Source organism: Micromonospora sp. CPCC 205539, from assembly GCF_036906815.1.
Taxonomy (GTDB): Bacteria; Actinomycetota; Actinomycetes; order Mycobacteriales; family Micromonosporaceae; genus Micromonospora.
On sequence record NZ_JBAKHW010000008.1, the window covers coordinates 250,261 to 268,302 of the forward strand.

Annotated in this window: 14 protein-coding genes, 2 tRNA genes, 1 other RNA gene and 1 pseudogene; 9 read left to right on the forward strand and 9 right to left on the reverse strand. The window is 70.7% G+C overall.

The features are described from left to right. Window positions 1–53: 53 nt before the first annotated feature. The 4 genes from V6V47_RS10660 to V6V47_RS10675 form a co-directional block, all read right to left on the reverse strand. Entirely contained in the window at window positions 54–1,727 is a 1,674-nt protein-coding gene (locus tag V6V47_RS10660; protein WP_334627929.1) for an ABC transporter substrate-binding protein, read from the reverse strand. Between the two features lie 313 nt (window positions 1,728–2,040). Then, window positions 2,041–2,634, reverse strand: a complete 594-nt coding sequence (gene recR, locus V6V47_RS10665; protein ID WP_334627930.1) for a recombination mediator RecR — start codon at window positions 2,632–2,634, stop codon at window positions 2,041–2,043. 7 nt (window positions 2,635–2,641) lie between these two features. Further along, window positions 2,642–2,950 (reverse strand): YbaB/EbfC family nucleoid-associated protein, encoded by a 309-nt coding sequence (locus V6V47_RS10670; protein WP_334627955.1) that lies wholly within the window; start codon window positions 2,948–2,950, stop codon window positions 2,642–2,644. A 158-nt stretch (window positions 2,951–3,108) separates the two neighbouring features. Continuing rightward, window positions 3,109–4,314: a hypothetical protein gene (locus tag V6V47_RS10675; protein ID WP_334627931.1), complete on the reverse strand. Its 1,206-nt coding sequence runs from the start codon at window positions 4,312–4,314 to the stop codon at window positions 3,109–3,111. 120 nt (window positions 4,315–4,434) lie between these two features. Between V6V47_RS10675 and V6V47_RS10680 the strand changes: the two genes are divergently transcribed. Further along, window positions 4,435–5,106 (forward strand): DUF998 domain-containing protein, encoded by a 672-nt coding sequence (locus V6V47_RS10680; protein WP_334627932.1) that lies wholly within the window; start codon window positions 4,435–4,437, stop codon window positions 5,104–5,106. A 97-nt stretch (window positions 5,107–5,203) separates the two neighbouring features. Here the strand turns inward: V6V47_RS10680 and V6V47_RS10685 are convergent, their stop codons facing one another. Continuing rightward, a complete protein-coding gene (locus tag V6V47_RS10685) occupies window positions 5,204–8,164 on the reverse strand; it encodes a DNA polymerase III subunit gamma and tau (RefSeq protein WP_334627933.1) in 2,961 nt (986 codons plus the stop codon). 191 nt (window positions 8,165–8,355) lie between these two features. Continuing rightward, window positions 8,356–8,445, reverse strand: an RNA gene (gene ffs / locus V6V47_RS10690) — signal recognition particle sRNA small type. An 82-nt stretch (window positions 8,446–8,527) separates the two neighbouring features. Between ffs and V6V47_RS10695 the strand changes: the two genes are divergently transcribed. After that, a tRNA-Ser gene (locus V6V47_RS10695) sits at window positions 8,528–8,612 on the forward strand. Between the two features lie 71 nt (window positions 8,613–8,683). Here V6V47_RS10695 and V6V47_RS10700 read toward each other — a convergent pair. Then, complete coding sequence (locus tag V6V47_RS10700) at window positions 8,684–9,310, reverse strand: DUF1349 domain-containing protein (RefSeq protein ID WP_334627934.1); 627 nt, start codon at window positions 9,308–9,310, stop codon at window positions 8,684–8,686. A gap of 51 nt (window positions 9,311–9,361) precedes the next feature. Here V6V47_RS10700 and V6V47_RS10705 point away from each other — a divergent pair. The 4 genes and pseudogenes from V6V47_RS10705 to V6V47_RS10720 all read left to right on the forward strand — a co-directional run. After that, window positions 9,362–9,505: pseudogene (locus tag V6V47_RS10705) on the forward strand (DUF397 domain-containing protein); the annotation flags it as partial. Between the two features lie 267 nt (window positions 9,506–9,772). Beyond that, on the forward strand, window positions 9,773–10,327 hold the full coding sequence (locus V6V47_RS10710) for a hypothetical protein (protein WP_334627935.1): 555 nt from the start codon (window positions 9,773–9,775) through the stop codon (window positions 10,325–10,327). A 92-nt stretch (window positions 10,328–10,419) separates the two neighbouring features. Then, window positions 10,420–10,914 (forward strand): hypothetical protein, encoded by a 495-nt coding sequence (locus V6V47_RS10715; protein ID WP_334627956.1) that lies wholly within the window; start codon window positions 10,420–10,422, stop codon window positions 10,912–10,914. A gap of 69 nt (window positions 10,915–10,983) precedes the next feature. After that, window positions 10,984–13,074, forward strand: coding sequence for an NACHT domain-containing protein (locus tag V6V47_RS10720; protein ID WP_334627936.1), 2,091 nt, complete (start codon window positions 10,984–10,986; stop codon window positions 13,072–13,074). Between the two features lie 52 nt (window positions 13,075–13,126). Here V6V47_RS10720 and V6V47_RS10725 read toward each other — a convergent pair whose 3' ends face one another. Beyond that, window positions 13,127–14,731, reverse strand: coding sequence for a carboxylesterase/lipase family protein (locus tag V6V47_RS10725; RefSeq protein ID WP_334627937.1), 1,605 nt, complete (start codon window positions 14,729–14,731; stop codon window positions 13,127–13,129). Between the two features lie 107 nt (window positions 14,732–14,838). Between V6V47_RS10725 and V6V47_RS10730 the strand changes: the two genes are divergently transcribed. Together V6V47_RS10730 and V6V47_RS10735 are read left to right on the forward strand one after the other, a co-directional pair. Further along, the gene (locus V6V47_RS10730; RefSeq protein WP_334627938.1) at window positions 14,839–15,762 is read left to right on the forward strand and encodes a TetR/AcrR family transcriptional regulator C-terminal domain-containing protein; all 924 of its coding nucleotides are present in this window, start codon (window positions 14,839–14,841) and stop codon (window positions 15,760–15,762) included. A gap of 167 nt (window positions 15,763–15,929) precedes the next feature. Next, window positions 15,930–16,556, forward strand: a complete 627-nt coding sequence (locus tag V6V47_RS10735) for a hypothetical protein (protein WP_334627939.1) — start codon at window positions 15,930–15,932, stop codon at window positions 16,554–16,556. 340 nt (window positions 16,557–16,896) lie between these two features. Here V6V47_RS10735 and V6V47_RS10740 read toward each other — a convergent pair. Then, window positions 16,897–16,986, reverse strand: a tRNA-Ser gene (locus tag V6V47_RS10740). Between the two features lie 75 nt (window positions 16,987–17,061). Here V6V47_RS10740 and deoD point away from each other — a divergent pair. Next, window positions 17,062–17,769 carry a purine-nucleoside phosphorylase gene (gene deoD, locus V6V47_RS10745; protein ID WP_334627940.1) on the forward strand — a complete coding sequence of 236 codons (708 nt, stop codon included), beginning with the start codon at window positions 17,062–17,064 and terminating at the stop codon, window positions 17,767–17,769. Window positions 17,770–18,042: the final 273 nt, after the last annotated feature.

Genomic DNA, 18,042 nt, shown 5'->3' on the forward strand with positions numbered 1-18,042 from the left:
GGAGGAGCCCCGGACCCGGACCGATTTCCGCCTACGGCATCAGCCGATTGACGTCACTTGGTGACGCTGACCGTGTTGAACCGCTCGTCGGTCAACGGGCTGGCCACCAGACCCTTGACATCCTTGGTGACGACGATGGCCGGCGGGGCGTGCCAGACCGGCACGGCCGGCAGCCACTTGGCGGCGATGTCCCGGTTGACCTGCTCCCAGGCCGCCTTCTTGCCGGCGTCGTCGACGGTGCCGTCGGCCTTCGCGATGGCGTCGAACATCTCCGTCATCGACTGGTCGCCGAACTCGACCTTGCCGCGACCGAAGAACGTGCCGACGAAGTTGCCCGGGTCGTTGTAGTCACCCGTCCAGCCGAGGATGTGCAGGTCGTGCTTGCCGAACTGCTGCACGTCGTCCTTGAAGCCACCGTTCCACGGGCGAGGCACACCGTTGACCTTGATGCCGACGGCCTGCAGGTCGTTGGCGAGGACGGTGAAGATCTCCTGCGGGTTCGGCATGTACGGCCGGGAGACGTCCGGCGGGTAGTAGAAGTTCAGCGTCAGACCCTCGGCGCCGGCGTCCTTCAGCAGCTGCTTGGCCTTCTCCGGGTTGTACTCGTACTTCTGCACGTCCGGGGCGTAGCCGAGCACGGTGTCCGGCATGAACTGGTCCGCGACCTTGGCGCCACCCGGGCCCTTGGTCTGCACCAGCTGCTGACGGTTGAGCGCGTAGGCGATCGCCTGCCGCACCCGCAGGTCCTTCAGCTTCGGGTTCTTCTGGTTGAGACCCAGGTAGAGGATGTTGAACGCCGGCCGGTTGATGACCTGGAAGCCCTCACCCTCGAGCGCCTTGCGGTCGGCCGGAGCCGGGAAGTCGATGCCCTGGACGGTGCCGGCCTTGAGCTCCTGCTTGCGGGTGCTCTCGTCCTTGATGATCTTGATGATCATCTTGTCCACCTTGGCCTTCTCGCCAAAGTAGTCCGCGTTCCGGTTCAGGGTGATCTCGTTCTTGGCCTTGTCCCAGCCACCGAAGGTGAACGGGCCGGTACCCACCGGGTTGGTGGTGGCGAAGGCGCTGTACTCGAACGAGTCGCCGTTCTGCTTCACCGTGTCGGCGTCGAACTTCTTCAGCGCCTCCGGGCTCGCGATCGAGAGCGAGGTCAGCGCGAAGGCACCCGGGAAGGCGCCCTTGTACTGGTTGAGCGTGACGATGGCGGTGCCGTCGTCCTTCGCCTCGCACTTGTTGTAGATCGGCTTGCCGGCGTCCGGGTTCTCGTTCTTGGCGAAGCCCCCGAAGACGTCCATGTAGTAGATCATCTGGGACTGGGCGGCAGCGCCCTTCATGTTGTACCAGCGGTCGAAGTTGAAGCAGACCGCAGCGGCGTTGAAGGGCGTACCGTCGTGGAACTTCACGCCCTGCCGGAGCTTGAAGGTCCAGACCTTGCCCTCGGGGTCGTGCTCCCAGGTTTCGGCCAGGCCGCCCTGCAACTCCGCGGTGCCTGGCTTGTGACTCACCAGGGTGTCGAACATCTGCCGGACCGGCCGGAACGACTCTCCGTCATCATTGAAGATCGGATCGAAGTTCTTCGGGTCACCGGCACCCGCGAAGATGAAGGTGCCGCCAGTCTTGGCCTCGCCACTGTCGCCGTCGCGCTCGCTCTCCGCGCAGCCGGCCGCGCCGACCGCCAGAGCGGCAACGGCCGCGAGGGCCACAGCCGTTTTGAGCCTTCTCACCTGCATCTCTCACCTCTGTCATGCGCATGACCACGCCGAGTTGTGGCTCGGTCCGTGTGCCGGAGGCTATGGCACGTCACACAGAAGCGGAACGGGCGTCAGCCAATCGCTATCAAGCCGACACCTAGCGCGGGGGTCTGACAGTCGACCGCACGCCGGATGCACGAGGCGACACATCGATCCAGTGGCCGCCGAGCCGCCCGCCGGGCTGCTGCGATGCTGCGGCACGTCGGCTCGGTAGGGCCCACGGCCCGCGCGAGGCCGGGCACCAAGCCGGGGGTGGCCCCGTCGTCGACGGCACCACCCCCGGAGGTACGACTCAGACGGCTCGACGCCCTTCGAAGGCTCGGCCGAGGGTGATCTCATCGGCGTACTCGAGGTCGCCGCCGACCGGCAGCCCACTGGCCAGTCGGGTGACCGCGATGCCCATCGGCTTCACCATCAGCGCCAGGTAGGTCGCCGTCGCCTCACCCTCGGTGTTCGGGTCGGTGGCCAGGATCAGCTCTCGCACCGCGCCGCTGCTCAGTCGGGTCATCAGCTCCCGAATGCGCAGATTGTCCGGACCGATCCCCTCCAGCGGATTGATCGCTCCGCCGAGCACGTGGTACCGGCCGCGGAACTCACCGGTCCGCTCGACGGCCACCACGTCCTTGGGTTCCTCCACCACACACAGCACCTCGTCGGTACGACGCGGATCGCGGCAGATCCGGCACTGCTCGGATTCGGCCACGTTGTAGCAGGTGGTGCAGAACCGGACCAGCTCCTTGACCTTGCGTAGCGCGCCGGCCAGCCGGTTGACGTCGGCCGGATCCGCCGACAGGACGTGGAAGGCGATCCGCTGGGCACTCTTCGGGCCCACGCCCGGCAGCCGACCCAGCTCGTCGATCAGATCCTGGATGGCACCTTCATACATCTGTCGCTCAGAAACCGGGCAGGCCGAGGCCGCCCATGCCGCCGGCGACCGGGCCCATCTTGCGCTCGGTCAACTCCCGCGCCGCCTCGGCGGCGTTGTGCACAGCCGCGACGACCAGGTCCTCCAGCGTCTCCACGTCCTCCGGGTCGACGGCCTTCGGGTCGATCTTGATCGCCTTGAGCTCACCCGAGCCGGAGACGGTCGCGGTGACCAGGCCACCACCGGCGGTGCCGGTCAGCTCGGCCTCGGCCAGCTCGGCCTGGGCGGCGGCGATCTGCTGCTGCATCTTCTGCGCCTGCTTCAGCATCTGCTGCATGTTCGGCTGTCCACCTGGGCGCACGGATGGCTCCTTCTCGCACTCTCGTCAGCTCGGCCGCCGACCAGCCTAACCGCTGGGACCGACCCTGCCCCGCCCGGTGCTGCGCCCACACCGGACCTTCCGTGCTCCTCGTGGGGAACCGGGGACGGAGCGGCTCACAGCCGGCCGTACTGCTCGCGTACCAGCGACTCGACGACGGGCACGGTGTTCGACGAGCCGCCGACCGCGCTGACGACCATGACGACCGCGTCCCGGCCCGCGAGAGCCCAGACGCCGGTCTGCTCGGCAGCGACGAAGATCGTCGCCCCCGGCACGTCGGCGAACTGAGTCGCCTCGCCCGGCGTTGCCCGCTCAAGATCGGCGTAGGTCCGCCGGAACTGGTCGGCCGACTCCACCGAGCTGAACCTGAGCAGGGTGATCGACACCGAGGCACCGTCCGGACGGGTCCAGGCCGATCCGGCAACGTGCAGCACGCCGCCGCTCGTCTGCTCGGCGAGCAGGAAGGTCCGCTCACGGGTGAGCGGCAGAATCCGGCCCAGGTCGACCTGATCGTCGACCGCGGCCGGCGCGACGGGCGTCGAGCCGGCCGGGGCCACCACCACCAGCGCGCCGAGGCCGGCGTGCTGGTCGACCGGGGCCGGGCGGGTCGCGTGCCAGATCACCGTGACGAGGACGGCTGCCGTGGCGAGACCCGCCACCAGGCCGACGATCGGCCCAGGCCGCCGCCACCAGGGGGCCGCCGGTCGGTCGTTCCGGCGCGAGCCCTGCCAGACGAACGGGGTCGAGTCCGCCGCGGCCGGCAGGTCCGTCGCGACGGGTTCATCGACGGGTACGACGGGTGTGGCCTCCGGCGCGGCGGGAGTCGACGGCTCCGGTAGGGCCGTGACGGCGCGCACGAGCAGCACCACACCGAAGAGGGCAGACCACACGCCGCCGAGGAGGTCCGTGCTGGGACCGTCCTTCAACGGGAAGCCGCTGACGTCGATGGCGGCCGTGGCCGGGAGGAGCGTGCCGACTCCCAGCACCACGCCGAGCAGCATCGCGGCCAGCCCCAGCCCGAACCGCCACGACGGGCGCACCCAGACCGCTACCACCAAACCCACCAGCAACGCCCACCCGACGTACAGCGGTTGCCAGTAACCCGCCAGGTCGGTGAGCACGTACGTCCGCACCTCGGTCGAGGGAGCCCGGCCGAACATCCGATCCACGGCAAACTCACCGCGCTGCACCGCCACCCACGGCATCGACCGCGCCGTGATCAGCAGGGACAGGCCGGCGATCGCCAGCACCGCCGCCTTAGCGTGGTCACGGCCGAACCGCTTGGCGTCGGCGGTTCCCTCCACAGTTGAGGTGATCTTCACGGCGCACATCCTGACAGCGCCGGAAAACACCGTCCACCCCGTTGGTACGGCTACCACCACCCCGAACAGGCCACCTGCGGGTAGTGCGCCGAGGGTCGCCGAATTGGTCTGCTCGTCGGTATGAACCTGAACCGCACCGGCCGGATCGGCGCGCTCTGCTGGGTCACGGCCGTACCGCTCTTTCTGGTCGCCAGCCTGGTCACCGGCCTCGGCTGGCGCCACCCGTCCTACAGCTGGGCCGCGCACAACATCAGCGACCTGGGCAACGTCCACTGCGGAATCTGGGACACCACCAGGCCCCGCTACGTCTGCTCGCCCTGGCACTCGCTGATGAACAGTGCGATGCTCGCCACCGCCGTGCTGCTCGCCGTGGGACTGCTGCTGACCTGGCGGCTCCTGGGTCGCGGCGGGGTGGTGCGGTCGGCCCAGACGTTACTGCTGCTGGCCACGTGCGGGTACGCCCTGGCAGCCGTCTACCCCGCCGACGTCGACGAGAACCTGCACGTCCTCGGGGCGTTCCTGATCATGGGGCTGGGCAACCTCGGCCTGCTCATCGCCGGCTTCGCGCCGGACGCCACCCTGCTCGGCCGGTGGCGACGACTCACCCTCGCCGCCGGCCTGACCGCGCTGGCCGGGACGGCGCTCTTCTTCGCGCAGCAGGGCATGGGGATCGGGGTGGGCGGGATGGAACGGGTCGCCATGCTGCCCTTCCCGATCTGGGCCTGCTGCCTCGGCGTCCTGCTCGCCGAGACCCGCCATCGCCGCGCCCCGGCCGAAACCTCGGCAGGCTGACCCCGCAGCCCTCGTCGATCATGGAGTTGTGGTGCCCGCCTGGGCGGTGAGCGGGCGCTTTGTCACCCACCACTAGTCCATGATCGACAGGACCGAGCTAGCGGGCGTCGACCTCGTTGATCTTCTCGGCTCCGAACGTCTCACGGAGCAGCCGTACCGCCTGCTCCTCGCTCGACTCCCGCGCGGTCTTCTCGTCGATGACCTCGTCCAGCGGCTCGTCACCAGGATCGAACCCCTCGAAGTTCGGCGCGGCCGCCGGCGCCGCCGCACCACCCGGCCGGCCGCCGCGCAGCGGTCCGTCGAAGTCCGGGTCGTAGGGCGGCTCGCCGGCCCATTCGGCGTCCGCGGTGGGCCGGGCCGCCGATCCGGTACGCGCACCGCGCCCCGCCGCCGCCGCTCGGGCTGCGGCGATGGCGCTGCTCACCGGTGCGCCACCGGCCGAGGCCGGCTGCCGGGCCGCAGGTGCCGGGTTGGCCGCCCGCGCATTCGGCTTGCCGCCGCCGGCTGAAGCACCCGAGCCGCCGCCGTTCGCGCCGGTGCTGCTCGTGCCGGAGCCGTTCGCGCCGGTGCTGCTCGCGCCGGAGCCGTGTGTGCCGGAGCCGTTCGCGCCGGTGCTGCTCGCGCTGGAGCCGTTCGCGCCGGAGCCGTTCGTGCCGCTCGGGGCGGGTCCGGGGCCGCCCGGCGTGCTGTCGAGGGCCCGATCGTCGTGTGCGGCCGAGGCGCCACCCGGGCGGGCGGCCACCGGCCAGTCCTCGTCATCGGTCGCCTCGGTGGCCGGGGCGCTGCCGCCGGGGCGGGCCGCCTCCGGCCAGTCGTCCTCGTCGTCGGCCGCTGCCGACCTGGCCGGCTGCCCGCCGCCGGGTTGACGGGCACCCCGACCGCCGGACCCGTCCCCGCCGACCTGCGCGTCAGCGGCAGCACCGGAACCGCCATGCGCACCGGACGGCCCGCCGGCCAAGCCCTCGCGAGCACCCGGACCGCCCGCCGCGCCCTCGCGGGCACCCGGCCCGCCGCCGGACAGACCCTCGCGGCCGCCCGGCCCGCCGTGCGAGTCCTCGAAGGCACCCGACCCACCGGACAGACCCTCGCGGGCACCTGGCCCGCCGCTTGGGGCGGTGGTGTTCGGCGGGGTGGGCGGGGCGTCCGTCGGCGTGGCCGATCGGGCTGGCGCGGGAAGCTGCGAACGCGGCGGGCCGGACAGCGCTGCGCCGCCCCGCTCGCCGGCCACCTCGCAGCGGATCTGCCAACGCCCGCCCAACTCCTCGTAGAGCGCGTCGGTGAGTACCGCAGCGTGGTCGGACATCATCTTGGCCAGCACGGTGGACTTCACCGTCAGCACCAGCATGTCGCCGTCCAGTTCGCGCACGACCGCGTCGCGCATGAGGGCGGCGATCCGCTTGTTGGTCCGGTTGACCTTGCCGACCACGTCGGGCCAGACCCGACGGACCGCGACCGCGTCCAGCGCGGCCGGCGCGGCACCGGGACGGGGCGGCTCCGGGGTCGCCGGGTCGGGGAGTACCGCCGATGGCGGCACCACACGGCGCGGTGCCGGTGACCCCGCGGCCGCATCGGTGCCGGCCGGCGAGGCTACGGCCCGATCGGTGGACGTTGTCCCAGCGGCCGTCGACGCACCGGGTGACGCCGGGATCGGCGTGTCGGCGGCCGAGGCGGAGCCGTTCGAGGCGGCAGCATTCGAGGCGTTCGGCGCTGCGGCGACCTGGGCCGGTGCGCTCGGGGTAGCCGTCGAGGCGTCCGTCCACGGAGGCGCGGAAGTCGGGGCACCGGCGGGGGTCGGGTTTGTGCCGGCAGCCGGACCCGGAGTGCCGGGCTGTGGGCGTACCCCTGGGTGGTTGGCGGGCGCGGAGCCGGCGGCGGCCGGCGGCGCGTCGGTGCCGGCCAGGGTGAGCCGACGTTCCATCCGCTCCAGGCGCTGGAGGAGGCCGCCGGTGGAGTCGTCCGCGCCGGGCAGCAGCATGCGGGCGCAGATCAGCTCCAGCAGCAGGCGGGGCGCGGTGGTGCCGCGCATCTCGACAAGCCCGTTGTGCACGATGTCGGCGCAGCGGGACAGCGTGGCCGAGCCGAGCTGCGAAGCCTGGGCTTCCATCCGCTCGATCTGGTCGGCCGGGGCGTCGATGAGGCCCTTCGTGGCGGCGTCCGGCACCTGCTGCATGACGATCAGGTCGCGGAGCCGCTCCAGCAGGTCGGAGGCGAACCGGCGCATGTCGTGCCCGGCCTCGGCGACCCGGTCGACGGTGGCGTACGCGGCCGCGCCGTCACCGGCGGCCAGCGCGTCGCACATCTCGTCGATCAGCGCGGAGTCGGTGACCCCGAGCAGCGCGACGGCCCGGGCGTAGCTGACCCCCTCCGCGCCGGCGCCGGCGATGAGCTGGTCGAGCACGGAGAGGCTGTCCCGCATGCTGCCGCCGCCGGCGCGGACCACCAGCGGAAAGACCGCCGGCTCGACGACGACGCCCTCGGCCTGGGTGAGCTGCTCCAGGTACGGGCGGACGACCTTCGGCGGAAACAGCCGGAACGGGTAGTGGTGGGTCCGCGACCGGATCGTGCCGAGGACCTTCTCCGGTTCGGTGGTGGCGAAGATGAACTTGACGTACTCCGGGGGCTCCTCGACCAGCTTGAGCAGGGCGTTGAAGCCCTGGGTCGAGACCATGTGCGCCTCGTCGATGATGTAGATCTTGAAGCGGCTGCTCGCCGGCGCGAAGAAGGCACGCTCGCGCAGCTCGCGGGCGTCGTCGACACCGCCGTGGCTGGCCGCGTCGATCTCGATCACGTCGATCGAGCCAGCACCGTCGGTGGCCAGCGAGCGGCAGGAGTCACACTTGCCGCACGGCTCGGGGGTGGGGCCCTGCTCACAGTTGAGCGAGCGGGCCATGATCCGGGCGCTGGTGGTCTTGCCGCAGCCGCGAGGGCCGGAGAAGAGGTACGCGTGGTTGAGCCGCCCGCTGCGCAGCGCCTGCGACAGCGGTTCGGTGACGTGCTCCTGCCCGATGACCTCGGCGAAGGTACGCGGCCGGTACTTGCGGTAGAGCGCCAGCGTCACTCGTCCCGCCTCCTCTCGACCGAGCCATTCTGCGCCGGTCCGCCTCGGGTGACCACCCACCCCGCCGGCCGGACCGGCATGCCCTGCTTGATCGACTCGATTTCCCGGAAGTCGCGGTGCCCCTGTGCCCGGGATGCCCCGACATCACCGATGCCGAGTGGATCAACCGGCCTGGCCGCGCCCACAGACGAAAAGGCCTCCCGTGCACCCGGCAGAGCTCGCTTATCCTTGCTGCCTTCCGGCCCTGGGGAGGTTCACGAGATACCGCCGCACGGGAGGTGCCGCCCAGCCTACCCGACCGCCCGTCGATCTTCAGGGGGTGGTGGGGTAGCCCGGCCGACGGGGGCCTGTATCCTGGCTCGCGGAGGATTCGCCTAGAGGCCTAGGGCGCACGCTTGGAAAGCGTGTTGGGTTTACACCCTCACGAGTTCGAATCTCGTATCCTCCGCTCTCCTGAGCAGCACAAACGACAGGGCCGGCCCCACTGGGGACCGGCCCTGATTCGTATTCGGTGCGCCGTCAGGAGCCGTCACGAAGATCTGCGAGGCGGTCGGGCCGGAAGCTGAACTCGTCGAAGGTCGCGCTGCACCCGTCGCCCGTCGGAGACTGCCCCGAGAAGCCGATCCGGTCGCGCGACGTGTCGGCGTCGAGGTTGAACACGCGGATCAACTGCCAGGTCGTGCCGTCGAGCGAGGCGTGGTACGCGTAGGCCCGGTCGATCCGCGAGACTCGCAGCCACACCGTCCGGGCGGCGACGACGAAGGCGTTCGCGTCGTCGGCGACACCCCGGCAGACGACGGACACGATCATGGGCTCGCCCTCGGGCGAGAACTCGAAGCACAGCTTCGCCCAGCGCCGCTCGTCGAGCCAGACCAGGAGCACCCCGGCGTCGAAGGTCGCGGCGAAGTCCACCGATACCCGGGCGCTGAACTGGAAGTCGCCCTCCGGCAGATCGCCGAGCAGCGTCGGGGCGTCGAGGGTTGCCTTCGTCTCGTCCACCTCGGCTGGGCCGTTGGCCGGGTCGATGAAGATGTCAGTGCGCGGCCCCGCCGACACCGTCACTGACGCCTCGTCGACCCGCCAGAGCGCTGCGGTCGAGGGCACGAGCGGAAACGGCACACCGGGAACGCGCAGTTGATCGGCCATGGCTCAGGACCGTACAACGGGCGGGAACACTGCTGGTAGGCGTCGGTCAACCGCGCGGACGGCAACGGCGGCGCCTGTGTCGAGGTGGCCGACAACCCGCCCGGCGTGGTCGGCGTACGGGACTCCAAGGACCCGACCGGGCCGGCCCTCATCTTCGCGCCGGAAGCCTGGCAGGCCGTCCGTCACCAAAATCCCCGCACGCCGCTGACCCGGCAGGCCACCACAGCCCCTGATCTCCCGCGATCTTGCATTTCCTGCCCCGACAAGTCGGGCATATCACCTGAATCAGCGACCGCAAGTGCAAGATCGCGGGAGCGGCGATCTCGTGTCGATCATCCTCGGACTGGCCGATCTGAGGCGAAGTGGGCGCGGCGGGTACGGTCCGGGGATCGACGGCCGGACCTGCCCGGACCCCCGTCGTACACATGTTCTATCCACAGGCTGTGGACGGCGGAGGGGTTGATGGGTTACCAGCTCAGTGCGGTGGTCGCGGACGCGGAGTTGCTCCGCGAGCAGACCGCGGAGCTGGATCACGCGGTCCTGGGCGAGCTGCGCCAGGACTTCGCGCTGCTGCCGCTGACCCCGCAGTTGGTGGTGGAGCTGACCGGGTCGCTGCCGGATTTCGCGGTCGACGACCGGAGTCCCGAGCACCCGTTCGCCCTGGTGTTGTCGCCGGCACTGGTCGAGGTGCTCGCCCGCTGGTCGCAGTCGGGGCCGGTGGCGTACCTGGAGGCCGAGTTCCTCGGCGGCGCCGGCTGCCAGTCGGCGGCGGTGTGGCTGGGTGGCGCGCTGTCCTGGGGTCCCCGGTTCGACGACGTTTTGGACCCGCCGCGCGAGCAGTGGCCGATCAACACGGCGCTGGTCCGGCTCGGCGTGGAGCCGGGGACGTGGATCGACCCGTTCGCCGAGTTGGGGTTGCACCTGGAGCGGAACACCGACGGCTGGCTGGCACACGGGCGGCGGCGACTCAGCGCGGACTACTGGGACGAGCTCGTCGAGGAATGGGAGAACAGATAGTTCGCCGGATGGCAGCAACCTGATTGCCCTGGTCGCGTTGGGGACTGGGGGATTCCATGAAATTGCGACAATTCGCGTTTATTGCCACGCTGCTGACGGCTGCCTCGATTGCCGGCAGCGGTGCGCCGCCAACCGGGCCACTCCCGGGCAGTCGGCCCGCCGGCAGCGTGGAGATCATTGACCTGAACGGCCTGCGCAACATCGAGTTCGGCGACACCGAGGACGAGCTGACCCGCCGGGGCATCCTGCGGACCGACCTGGATGCCTGCGGGCCGGTGCTCGCCGGCCTGGACACGGTCAGCCCGGTCTTCGTCGAGGACAAGTTGGTGCTGCTCTGGGTCGCCGACCCGATGCGGACACCGGAGGGCATCACGGCGGGCTCACCCGTCGACGAGGTCTGGTCGCACTACTCGTCGGTGACCCGATTACGGGCTCCGCAGGGGACCTATCGGCTGGACGGGTTACTTGCCCGCAACGGCGACCGCGGATATCTCTTCCTGCACGACGGGCACACCGTCCGAAAGACCATCGCGGGGTACGCCGACTGGGCCCGCCGCCTCTTCGACGAGGGCGCCGGCCCCTGCTGAACGGGTACGCGGGCCGTACGCCTGCTTGTGTGTGTCCCGTTCGGACGGTAGAGACGACGCATGCATCGGGTGAGCACCGTCGTCCTGTCGGTGATCTGTGTGGCGCTGCTCGGCGTCGCCACGAACGTCGCCACCGGGGCGCTGCCCGAGCGCTGGTCACCGTACCTCTGGCTGGCCTGGCCCTTGCTCGTCCTGCTCATCCTGGCGCTGGTCGCGGTGGAGGTCACCCGGACCCGCGAGCGACCGCAGATCGGCGCCGCCGCTGCGGCGCGGGCCCGGCGGGTGCTGCTGGAACGGGTCCGCCGCTACTGGGTCACCAGCGTGCTGGACCGGTCCCTGCACGAGGAGGCACGGATCGAGCTGGGCATCGCGGCCACCGCCGACGACCGTCGCCACCCGTGGGCGTTGCAGGCCACCCACCGGGACGGGTTCGCCGCCACCCTCGACGAGCGGACGACGATGAGCGCGCTCTTCGACCGCCTCGACCGGGCGGTGGTGATCCTCGGCGCACCCGGTGCCGGCAAGACCACCACCCTGCTGGAACTCGCTCGCGACCTGATCGACCGGGCCGAATCCGACCCGGACGCCCCGATCCCGGTGGTGCTGAACCTGTCCTCGTGGCCGACCCGCCGGCTGCCGCTGGCCCGCTGGCTGGCCGAACAGCTCGGCGAGCGGTACGGCATCCCGCCCGAGCAGGGCGCGGCGTGGGTGGCCGCCGGCGATCTCCTCCCGCTGCTCGACGGTCTGGACGAGGTCGCCGAGGAGACCCGGGACGCCTGCGTCCAGGCGATCGCCGACTTCCACGCCAGCCAGCCCCTCACCCCGCTGGCCGTCTGCTGCCGCCTCGCCGAGTATGAGCAACTCGGCACCGAACTGCCCGTCTACGGCACGGTGACCATCCAGCCGCTGGACCGGGCCCGGATCGAGCGGTACGTCGAGCGGACCGAGCTGGCCGGGCTGCGCGCCGCGCTCGCCGCCGATCCGGGCCTGTGGGAGCTGGCGGACTCGCCGCTGCTGCTCAGCATCATGGCCCTCGCGTACGCGGACGGCTCCGATGCACCACCGGACGCGGCCGATACGGGTTCGGGCCGCACCCGGCTTTTCGCCCGGTACGTCGATGTGATGCTGCGGCGACGGCCACACCCGCGCTACTCACCTGCGCAGACCTCCGCGTGGCTGCGGACCCTCGCCAGTCAGCTGCGCGGGCGGCAGCAGTCGGTGTTCGTGCTCGACCTGATAACCGAGGGCTGGTCGCCCCGGAACGCCGTGCGCCCCACGGCGGCACGAGTCGCTCAGTTGACCGTACTGCTCGGCCTGGGCCTGGGCCTGGTCCTCGGCGTGGCCGGCTGGTGGCTCGCTGGCCCGGCGGGCCTGGTCACCGCCGGCGGTCTGGTGGTAGTGACCCAACTCCTCTATGCCGGCCAGGACAGCCGCCTCTGGTTTCTCGCCGCCGCCGCGGAGAGTCAGCAGCGGCAGAGTCGCTACGGCTGGGCGGGAGGTTGGGTCCTGAATCTGGTGGCCGTTCTCGCCGATGAACCTCGCGTCGTGTTCGGCATCGGGGCGATCTCCACGGTCGTCGGCACCGCCGTCGGTCTGGCCGTTCCGGGCATGGCCTGGGGCGACGGTGTCGGCTATGGAGCCGGCTTCTTCCTGGCCTCCCTCGTGGCGTTCGCGTTCGTGGACAACGCCCATCTGCACCCGTACCTGCGGCCACGCGCACTCGGTGCCGGCCGGCGCGAGCTGCCCAGCCCGATGCTGCGCCAACAACTGACCCACGCCCTGCGCTGGGCGGTGCCGCTCGGCGCGGTCACCGCCATTTTCGGCGGGCCAGCCGTCGTGTGGCGGACAGGCGAGGCCGAGGGCATCCGCTTCGGGGCACTGGTCGGTCTCGGCTCGGCGCTGCTGATGCTGACCCTGACGGCACTCGCGCCGATGCTCGACCAATGGCTGGTCCGCCGCCGACTGGCCCGGCAGCAGGTGCTCCCCTACCCGCTGCTGCCGTTCCTCGCGTACGCCGTGCAGTGCCTGCTCCTGCGCCAGGTCGGCGACGGCTACATCTTCGTGCACCGGGAACTGCTCGACCACTTCGCCGACCGGGCGCAGCTCCCCGGGCCACGAGCGACCACCGAGCGCGACCCGGGCACGCGGACGCCCGGCTGAGCGGACCGGTCCGGGTGGACCGGTCCGCTCGACCGCCAAGCCAGCGACCGCGTCAGCCGCGCGACGAGCGCCAGAAGTCGTACGAGTGCGCCGCCGCGAAATTCGTCGTGCCGGACGCACCGCCACCCGCCAGCACCCGCACGTACGGGTTGCCGCCGCGCAGCCGCGGCCAGTCCACCCGGCCCGCCCGGGCGAAATCGCTCCAGATCCGGACCATCTCGTCGGAGAGCCGCCGCTGGGTCGGCGTGAGCGCCTCGGCATAGTCGACGGTGAACAGGTAGGGCAGTTCCGCGCAGTGGTACGCGCCGGTCGGGAAGCTCGCCTCGGGCCCCTCGGTGAAGAACGGCGCGTCCTCGTCGGCGAACTCGTAGGCGTAGGTCGGCACGCGACGGGCGAGTTGCAGCGCGGCGGAGTAGAACGGTTCGGCGTAGTCGTGGTCGGTCAGCACGGCGGCCAACGTCTCGCTGGCGACGTGCGCGTCGTCGCGCGGGTAGCGGGCCAGCACCTCCTCCGACCGGTCGCCGAAGATCGCCCGGACCTGGTCGCGGTACTGCTCGTCGGTGAGCGGGCACGACTCGGGCCGCTGCTCCGGCTCCGGTGGCTTCGGGCAGTTCAATCCGCTGCGTTCGATGCCCCACACCAGGGCCGCGGACTCGTTGCGGTTCATCCCGGTCAACACCGGCACCGGGTGCAGCCGCCCGGTGGCCAGCGCGGCGGCCGGGTCCACCGGCAGCGTGCGCCCGTCGACGACCGGGCCGAGGTCGACACCCGCCCCTGGATAACCGGCCGTCGTGACGAGCCGGACGGGGTCACGCCCCCGCAGGCAGGCGGCCACCGTGTCCGGATCGGTGCAGCCGACCCGTCGCGCGAACTCCTCGGCCGCCTCGGTCGCGCCGTCCCGCGTCTGGACGGGGTTGGCACAGGAGTTGCTCTGCATGATCGCCCGGTGGAACAGGCCGGCAGAGGCCGGCGCCGCCAGGTGCGCACAGACGCTGGTGGCCCCGGCCGACTGACCGAACAGGGTGACGTTGCCCGGGTCCCCGCCGAAGGCCGTCGCGTTGCGCCGTACCCAGCGCAGCGCCGCCTGCTGGTCCTGGAGACCATAGTTGCCGACGGTCCGACCCTCGCTGGCCAACGCCGGATGCGCCAGGAAGCCGAGCGCCCCGAGCCGGTAGTTCACCGTGACGACGATGACGTCACCGCCGGCCGCCAGCCGCTGCCCGCCGTAGGTGTCCCCACTGCCGAACCGGAAGTCGCCGCCGTGCAGCCACACCAGCACCGGGCGAGGGGTCCGCGCCGAGGTACGTGGCGTGGTGACGTTGAGGTAGAGGCAGTCCTCGGAGGCCGAGGGCTCGTCCATCGGTAGCCCTTTGAGCTGGGCACAGGCATCGCCCGGGCGGGTCGCACCTCGTACGCCGCTCCAGAGCGGGCCCGGCTGCGGGGGCGCCCAGCGCAGCGCGCCCAGCGGCGGACGCGCGTACGGGATGCCCTGGAACGACCGGTGATCCGCCGCGACGGTGCCGCGCACCGCGCCCTGATCGGTCCGGACCACGGCCACGCTCCGCCCTCCGGCCGTCGCGACCGCCGGGCCACTCGCCACCGTCGGCGCGAGCAACGCGACAACACCCACCACGGCCAACCACCGGATGCCAGGCATGATCTCCCCCTTTGTCGAAGTCGGTACGGCGTACGCACCGCACTGTGGTGAGCATGTCGACACGGCAACCAACCGGCCAGGGTGCTCTAGTGCGCTACGGTCGGCGGGTGGAATCAACGCCGCCGTACCTGCGCATCGTCGAGGAGCTGCGGCGGCGCATCGCGACCGGCGAGTTGGGCCCCGGCGACCGGGTGCCGTCGACCCGGCAGATCGTCCGGGAGTGGGGGGTCGCCATGGCCACCGCGAGCCGGGCCCTCACCGCGCTCCGGCAGGAGAACGTGGTGCGGGCGGTGCCCGGCGTCGGCATGGTGGTCAGCGGCCCCGAGCCGACGCCGGCCGACCGGGGCGCGCGGGTCGCGGCGAGGCGGGGCTCCGGTCGGGGAGTCACCCGCGACCAGGTGGTGCGCACCGCCACCGAGATCGCCGACACCGAGGGGCTGGCGGCGTTGAGCATGCGGCGCATCGCGACCGAGCTGGACGTGCCGACCATGTCGCTCTACCGGCAGGTTCGCGGCAAGGAGCAGGTCCTGCTGCTGATGGCGGACGCTGCCTTCGCCGCCCATCGGCTGCCGCACGCGTTCCCGCCCGGATGGCGGGCCCAGCTTGAGCTGCTCTGCCGGATCCAGTGGTCGATCTACCGCCGACATCCCTGGCTGGCCCAGGTGATCTCGCTGACCCGCCCACTGATGGCACCGCATGCGGTCGCGCACACCGAATGGGCCCTGCGCGCGCTCGCCGGGCACGGCCTCGACCAACACGCCCAGCTCCACCTGGTGGCGACCCTGGCGAACCATGTCCGGGGCACCGCGATCAGCCTGGAGCGGGAGGCCGAAGCGGAACAGGACACCGGCCTCACCGACGACGAGTGGATGCAGGCCCAGGCCGACGTGCTGGCCGCGCTGCTCACGGCCGGTGAGTTCCCCCACCTGGCCCGGCTCACCCGGTCACCGGTCGACCTCAACGTCGAGAGTCTGTTCGAGTTCGGCCTGCAACGGCTCCTCGATGGCATCGCCGACCTGCTCGAACAATGAACGCTCAGCGCTGTCCGGAGGGCGGATGGCCTGCGGGCCCAAGCGCCCGGGGCTTCGGACGGATACCGGACAAGTGGGAGATCGTGATATTCCGTTAAGCTCTTCCCCTGCTCCAGGCGCCGGGCAGGCGGATTAGACAGTTCACGCCCGACTTGAGGGGGAGAGGATTGACCAGGTTCGAGCGGTGGACGCTCTATTCGAGCGCTATTGCCGCCATTCTCAGCATTATCGGCCTTGTCACAACCTCCCTGATCGGCTGGAGCAGCCTGCAGACACAGAAGACAGAGATCACAACCCAGCGCGAACAGTTAGACGAAAGCCGTAAGCAGTTCGAGAAGAGCGGCAACGTCATCGAAATCAAGAAGACGCAGGTATTCCTCCGTGCGAACGACAGCGGCAGGTCAAGCCTGGTTGACAGCAACACGCGGATCTCAGTGGACTCACTATCCTCATCGAGCGTCTTCGTCCGGGTTGATGTCGTAAACACGGGCAGGGCGCCAGGGCAGGTCGAGATGGTCGGAGTTTCGACAGGCACCACCTTGGAGGATTTTCAATCCAGCCCCAACCCAAGGTGCCCCGAAGCGGAATGCCTGAGACCTCAGCCGATGCAACCCGGCGACAAGATCCAGATGGAATTCCAGTTGACCGACGAAATGAAGCGTCGACTGACCTGCAACGGTTACGCCGAGCGAGCAGTACGGCCTCGTTGTGGAACTTCGAACCACCGTACAGGGCAATTCATTGGGATCCAGCGGAGTTTGGGCTCCGTTCTTCAACGACTGCCCGCCAGGTGAGTCATTGAAGCCGAATCCGGCTTCTTCGTGATTCCGCGGCAGGGGCACACAAGGCACTGCTCGGGCGGCGGCAGCACTTGAAACCCCGGGCACCATGCTCAACTTTGGGCGCCAACGCGAGCACGGTGCACACGGTCGGTACGACGGACACCGATCTCACCGCCACGCCGTAGACGCCGTCAAGTGCTCGACGCCTCTCGCCTAGCAGCGGACTACGGAAGTAAAGGGCTGTGGCCGCGACCACCGCCACGCGTACCTGTGACTGAGCGCGTCGGCCGAGACCACAAGACGGAACGCCCGGCCGATCCTCGCGGATCGACCGGGCGTTCTCGCATCGCACTGGCGGTGGCGGCGGGATTTGAACCCGCGGAGGGCGTAAACCCTCACACGCTTTCGAGGCGTGCTCCTTAGGCCACTCGGACACGCCACCGCCGAAGAGGCTACAGGACCCCGGGTTCCGACGCCGAACCGGTATCGCCGGGAGCGGCCTGGCAGGATCTTTGCCATGAGTACGCACATCGGCGCGAAGCCGGGCGAGATCGCCGAGCGGGTCCTGATGCCGGGCGACCCGCTGCGGGCCAAGTGGATCGCGGAGACCTACCTCGAGGGCGCCACCTGCTACTCGACGGTCCGGGGCATGCTGGGCTTCACCGGCCGCTGGAACGGGGTCGACGTCTCTGTCCAGGGCTCCGGCATGGGCATGCCGTCGGCCTCCATCTACGCCCACGAGCTGATCAACGAGTACGGCGTGAAGACGCTGATTCGGGTCGGATCGTGTGGTGCCCTGAGCACGGACCTCCAACTGCGCGACGTGGTGGCCGCGATCGGGTCGTCCACCGACTCGAACATGAACCGGATGCGCTTCGACGGCTTGATCGACTACGCGCCGGTGGCCGATTTCGGGCTGCTGCGTACCTCGGTCGAGGTGGCCGAGCGGCGCGGCATCGCGATGCACGTCGGGCCGATCCTGGCGGCGGACGCCTTCTACACCGACCGTCCGGACCTCTACGACACCCTGGCCGACTACGGCGTGCTCGCGGTGGAGATGGAGTCGGCGGCGCTCTACACGATCGCCGCCCGGTTCAAGGCTCGGGCGCTGACCGTGCTGACCGTCAGCGACCACATCAAGACCGGCGAGAAGACCACGTCGGAGGAGCGTGAGCAGACCTTCAGCCAGATGGTCGAGATCGCCCTCGACACCATCATCGCCTAACCCCACCCCCCTCCCTCCCCTCCCCTCCCCGCTACCGCCCCGCCCCGCCCCGCACGCCGCTCCCGCCCGCCCGCGCGCCGCTCCCGCCCGCCCGCCCCGTTGATCTAGGGGATATCGCGACTAGTGGATCTCGATCCGCGACGATATTCCCTAGATCGGCGAGGGCGAGGGCGAGGGCGGAAGCGAGGGCGAGGGCGGGGGCGCGGGCGAGGGCGAGGGCGCGGGCGCGGGCGCGGGCGAGGGCGCGGGCGCGGGCGCGGGCGCGGGCGAGGG

Coding starts and splice junctions, on each gene's coding strand:
- V6V47_RS10725 (WP_334627937.1), bottom strand. CDS start 14,731: ATGCCTGGCATCCGGTGGTTGGCCGTGGTGGGTGTTGTCGCGTTGCTC.
- deoD (WP_334627940.1), top strand. CDS start 17,062: ATGAGTACGCACATCGGCGCGAAGCCGGGCGAGATCGCCGAGCGGGTC.
- V6V47_RS10710 (WP_334627935.1), top strand. CDS start 9,773: ATGGGTTACCAGCTCAGTGCGGTGGTCGCGGACGCGGAGTTGCTCCGC.
- V6V47_RS10700 (WP_334627934.1), bottom strand. CDS start 9,310: ATGGCCGATCAACTGCGCGTTCCCGGTGTGCCGTTTCCGCTCGTGCCC.
- V6V47_RS10670 (WP_334627955.1), bottom strand. CDS start 2,950: ATGCAGCAGATGCTGAAGCAGGCGCAGAAGATGCAGCAGCAGATCGCC.
- V6V47_RS10680 (WP_334627932.1), top strand. CDS start 4,435: ATGAACCTGAACCGCACCGGCCGGATCGGCGCGCTCTGCTGGGTCACG.
- V6V47_RS10660 (WP_334627929.1), bottom strand. CDS start 1,727: ATGCAGGTGAGAAGGCTCAAAACGGCTGTGGCCCTCGCGGCCGTTGCC.
- recR (WP_334627930.1), bottom strand. CDS start 2,634: ATGTATGAAGGTGCCATCCAGGATCTGATCGACGAGCTGGGTCGGCTG.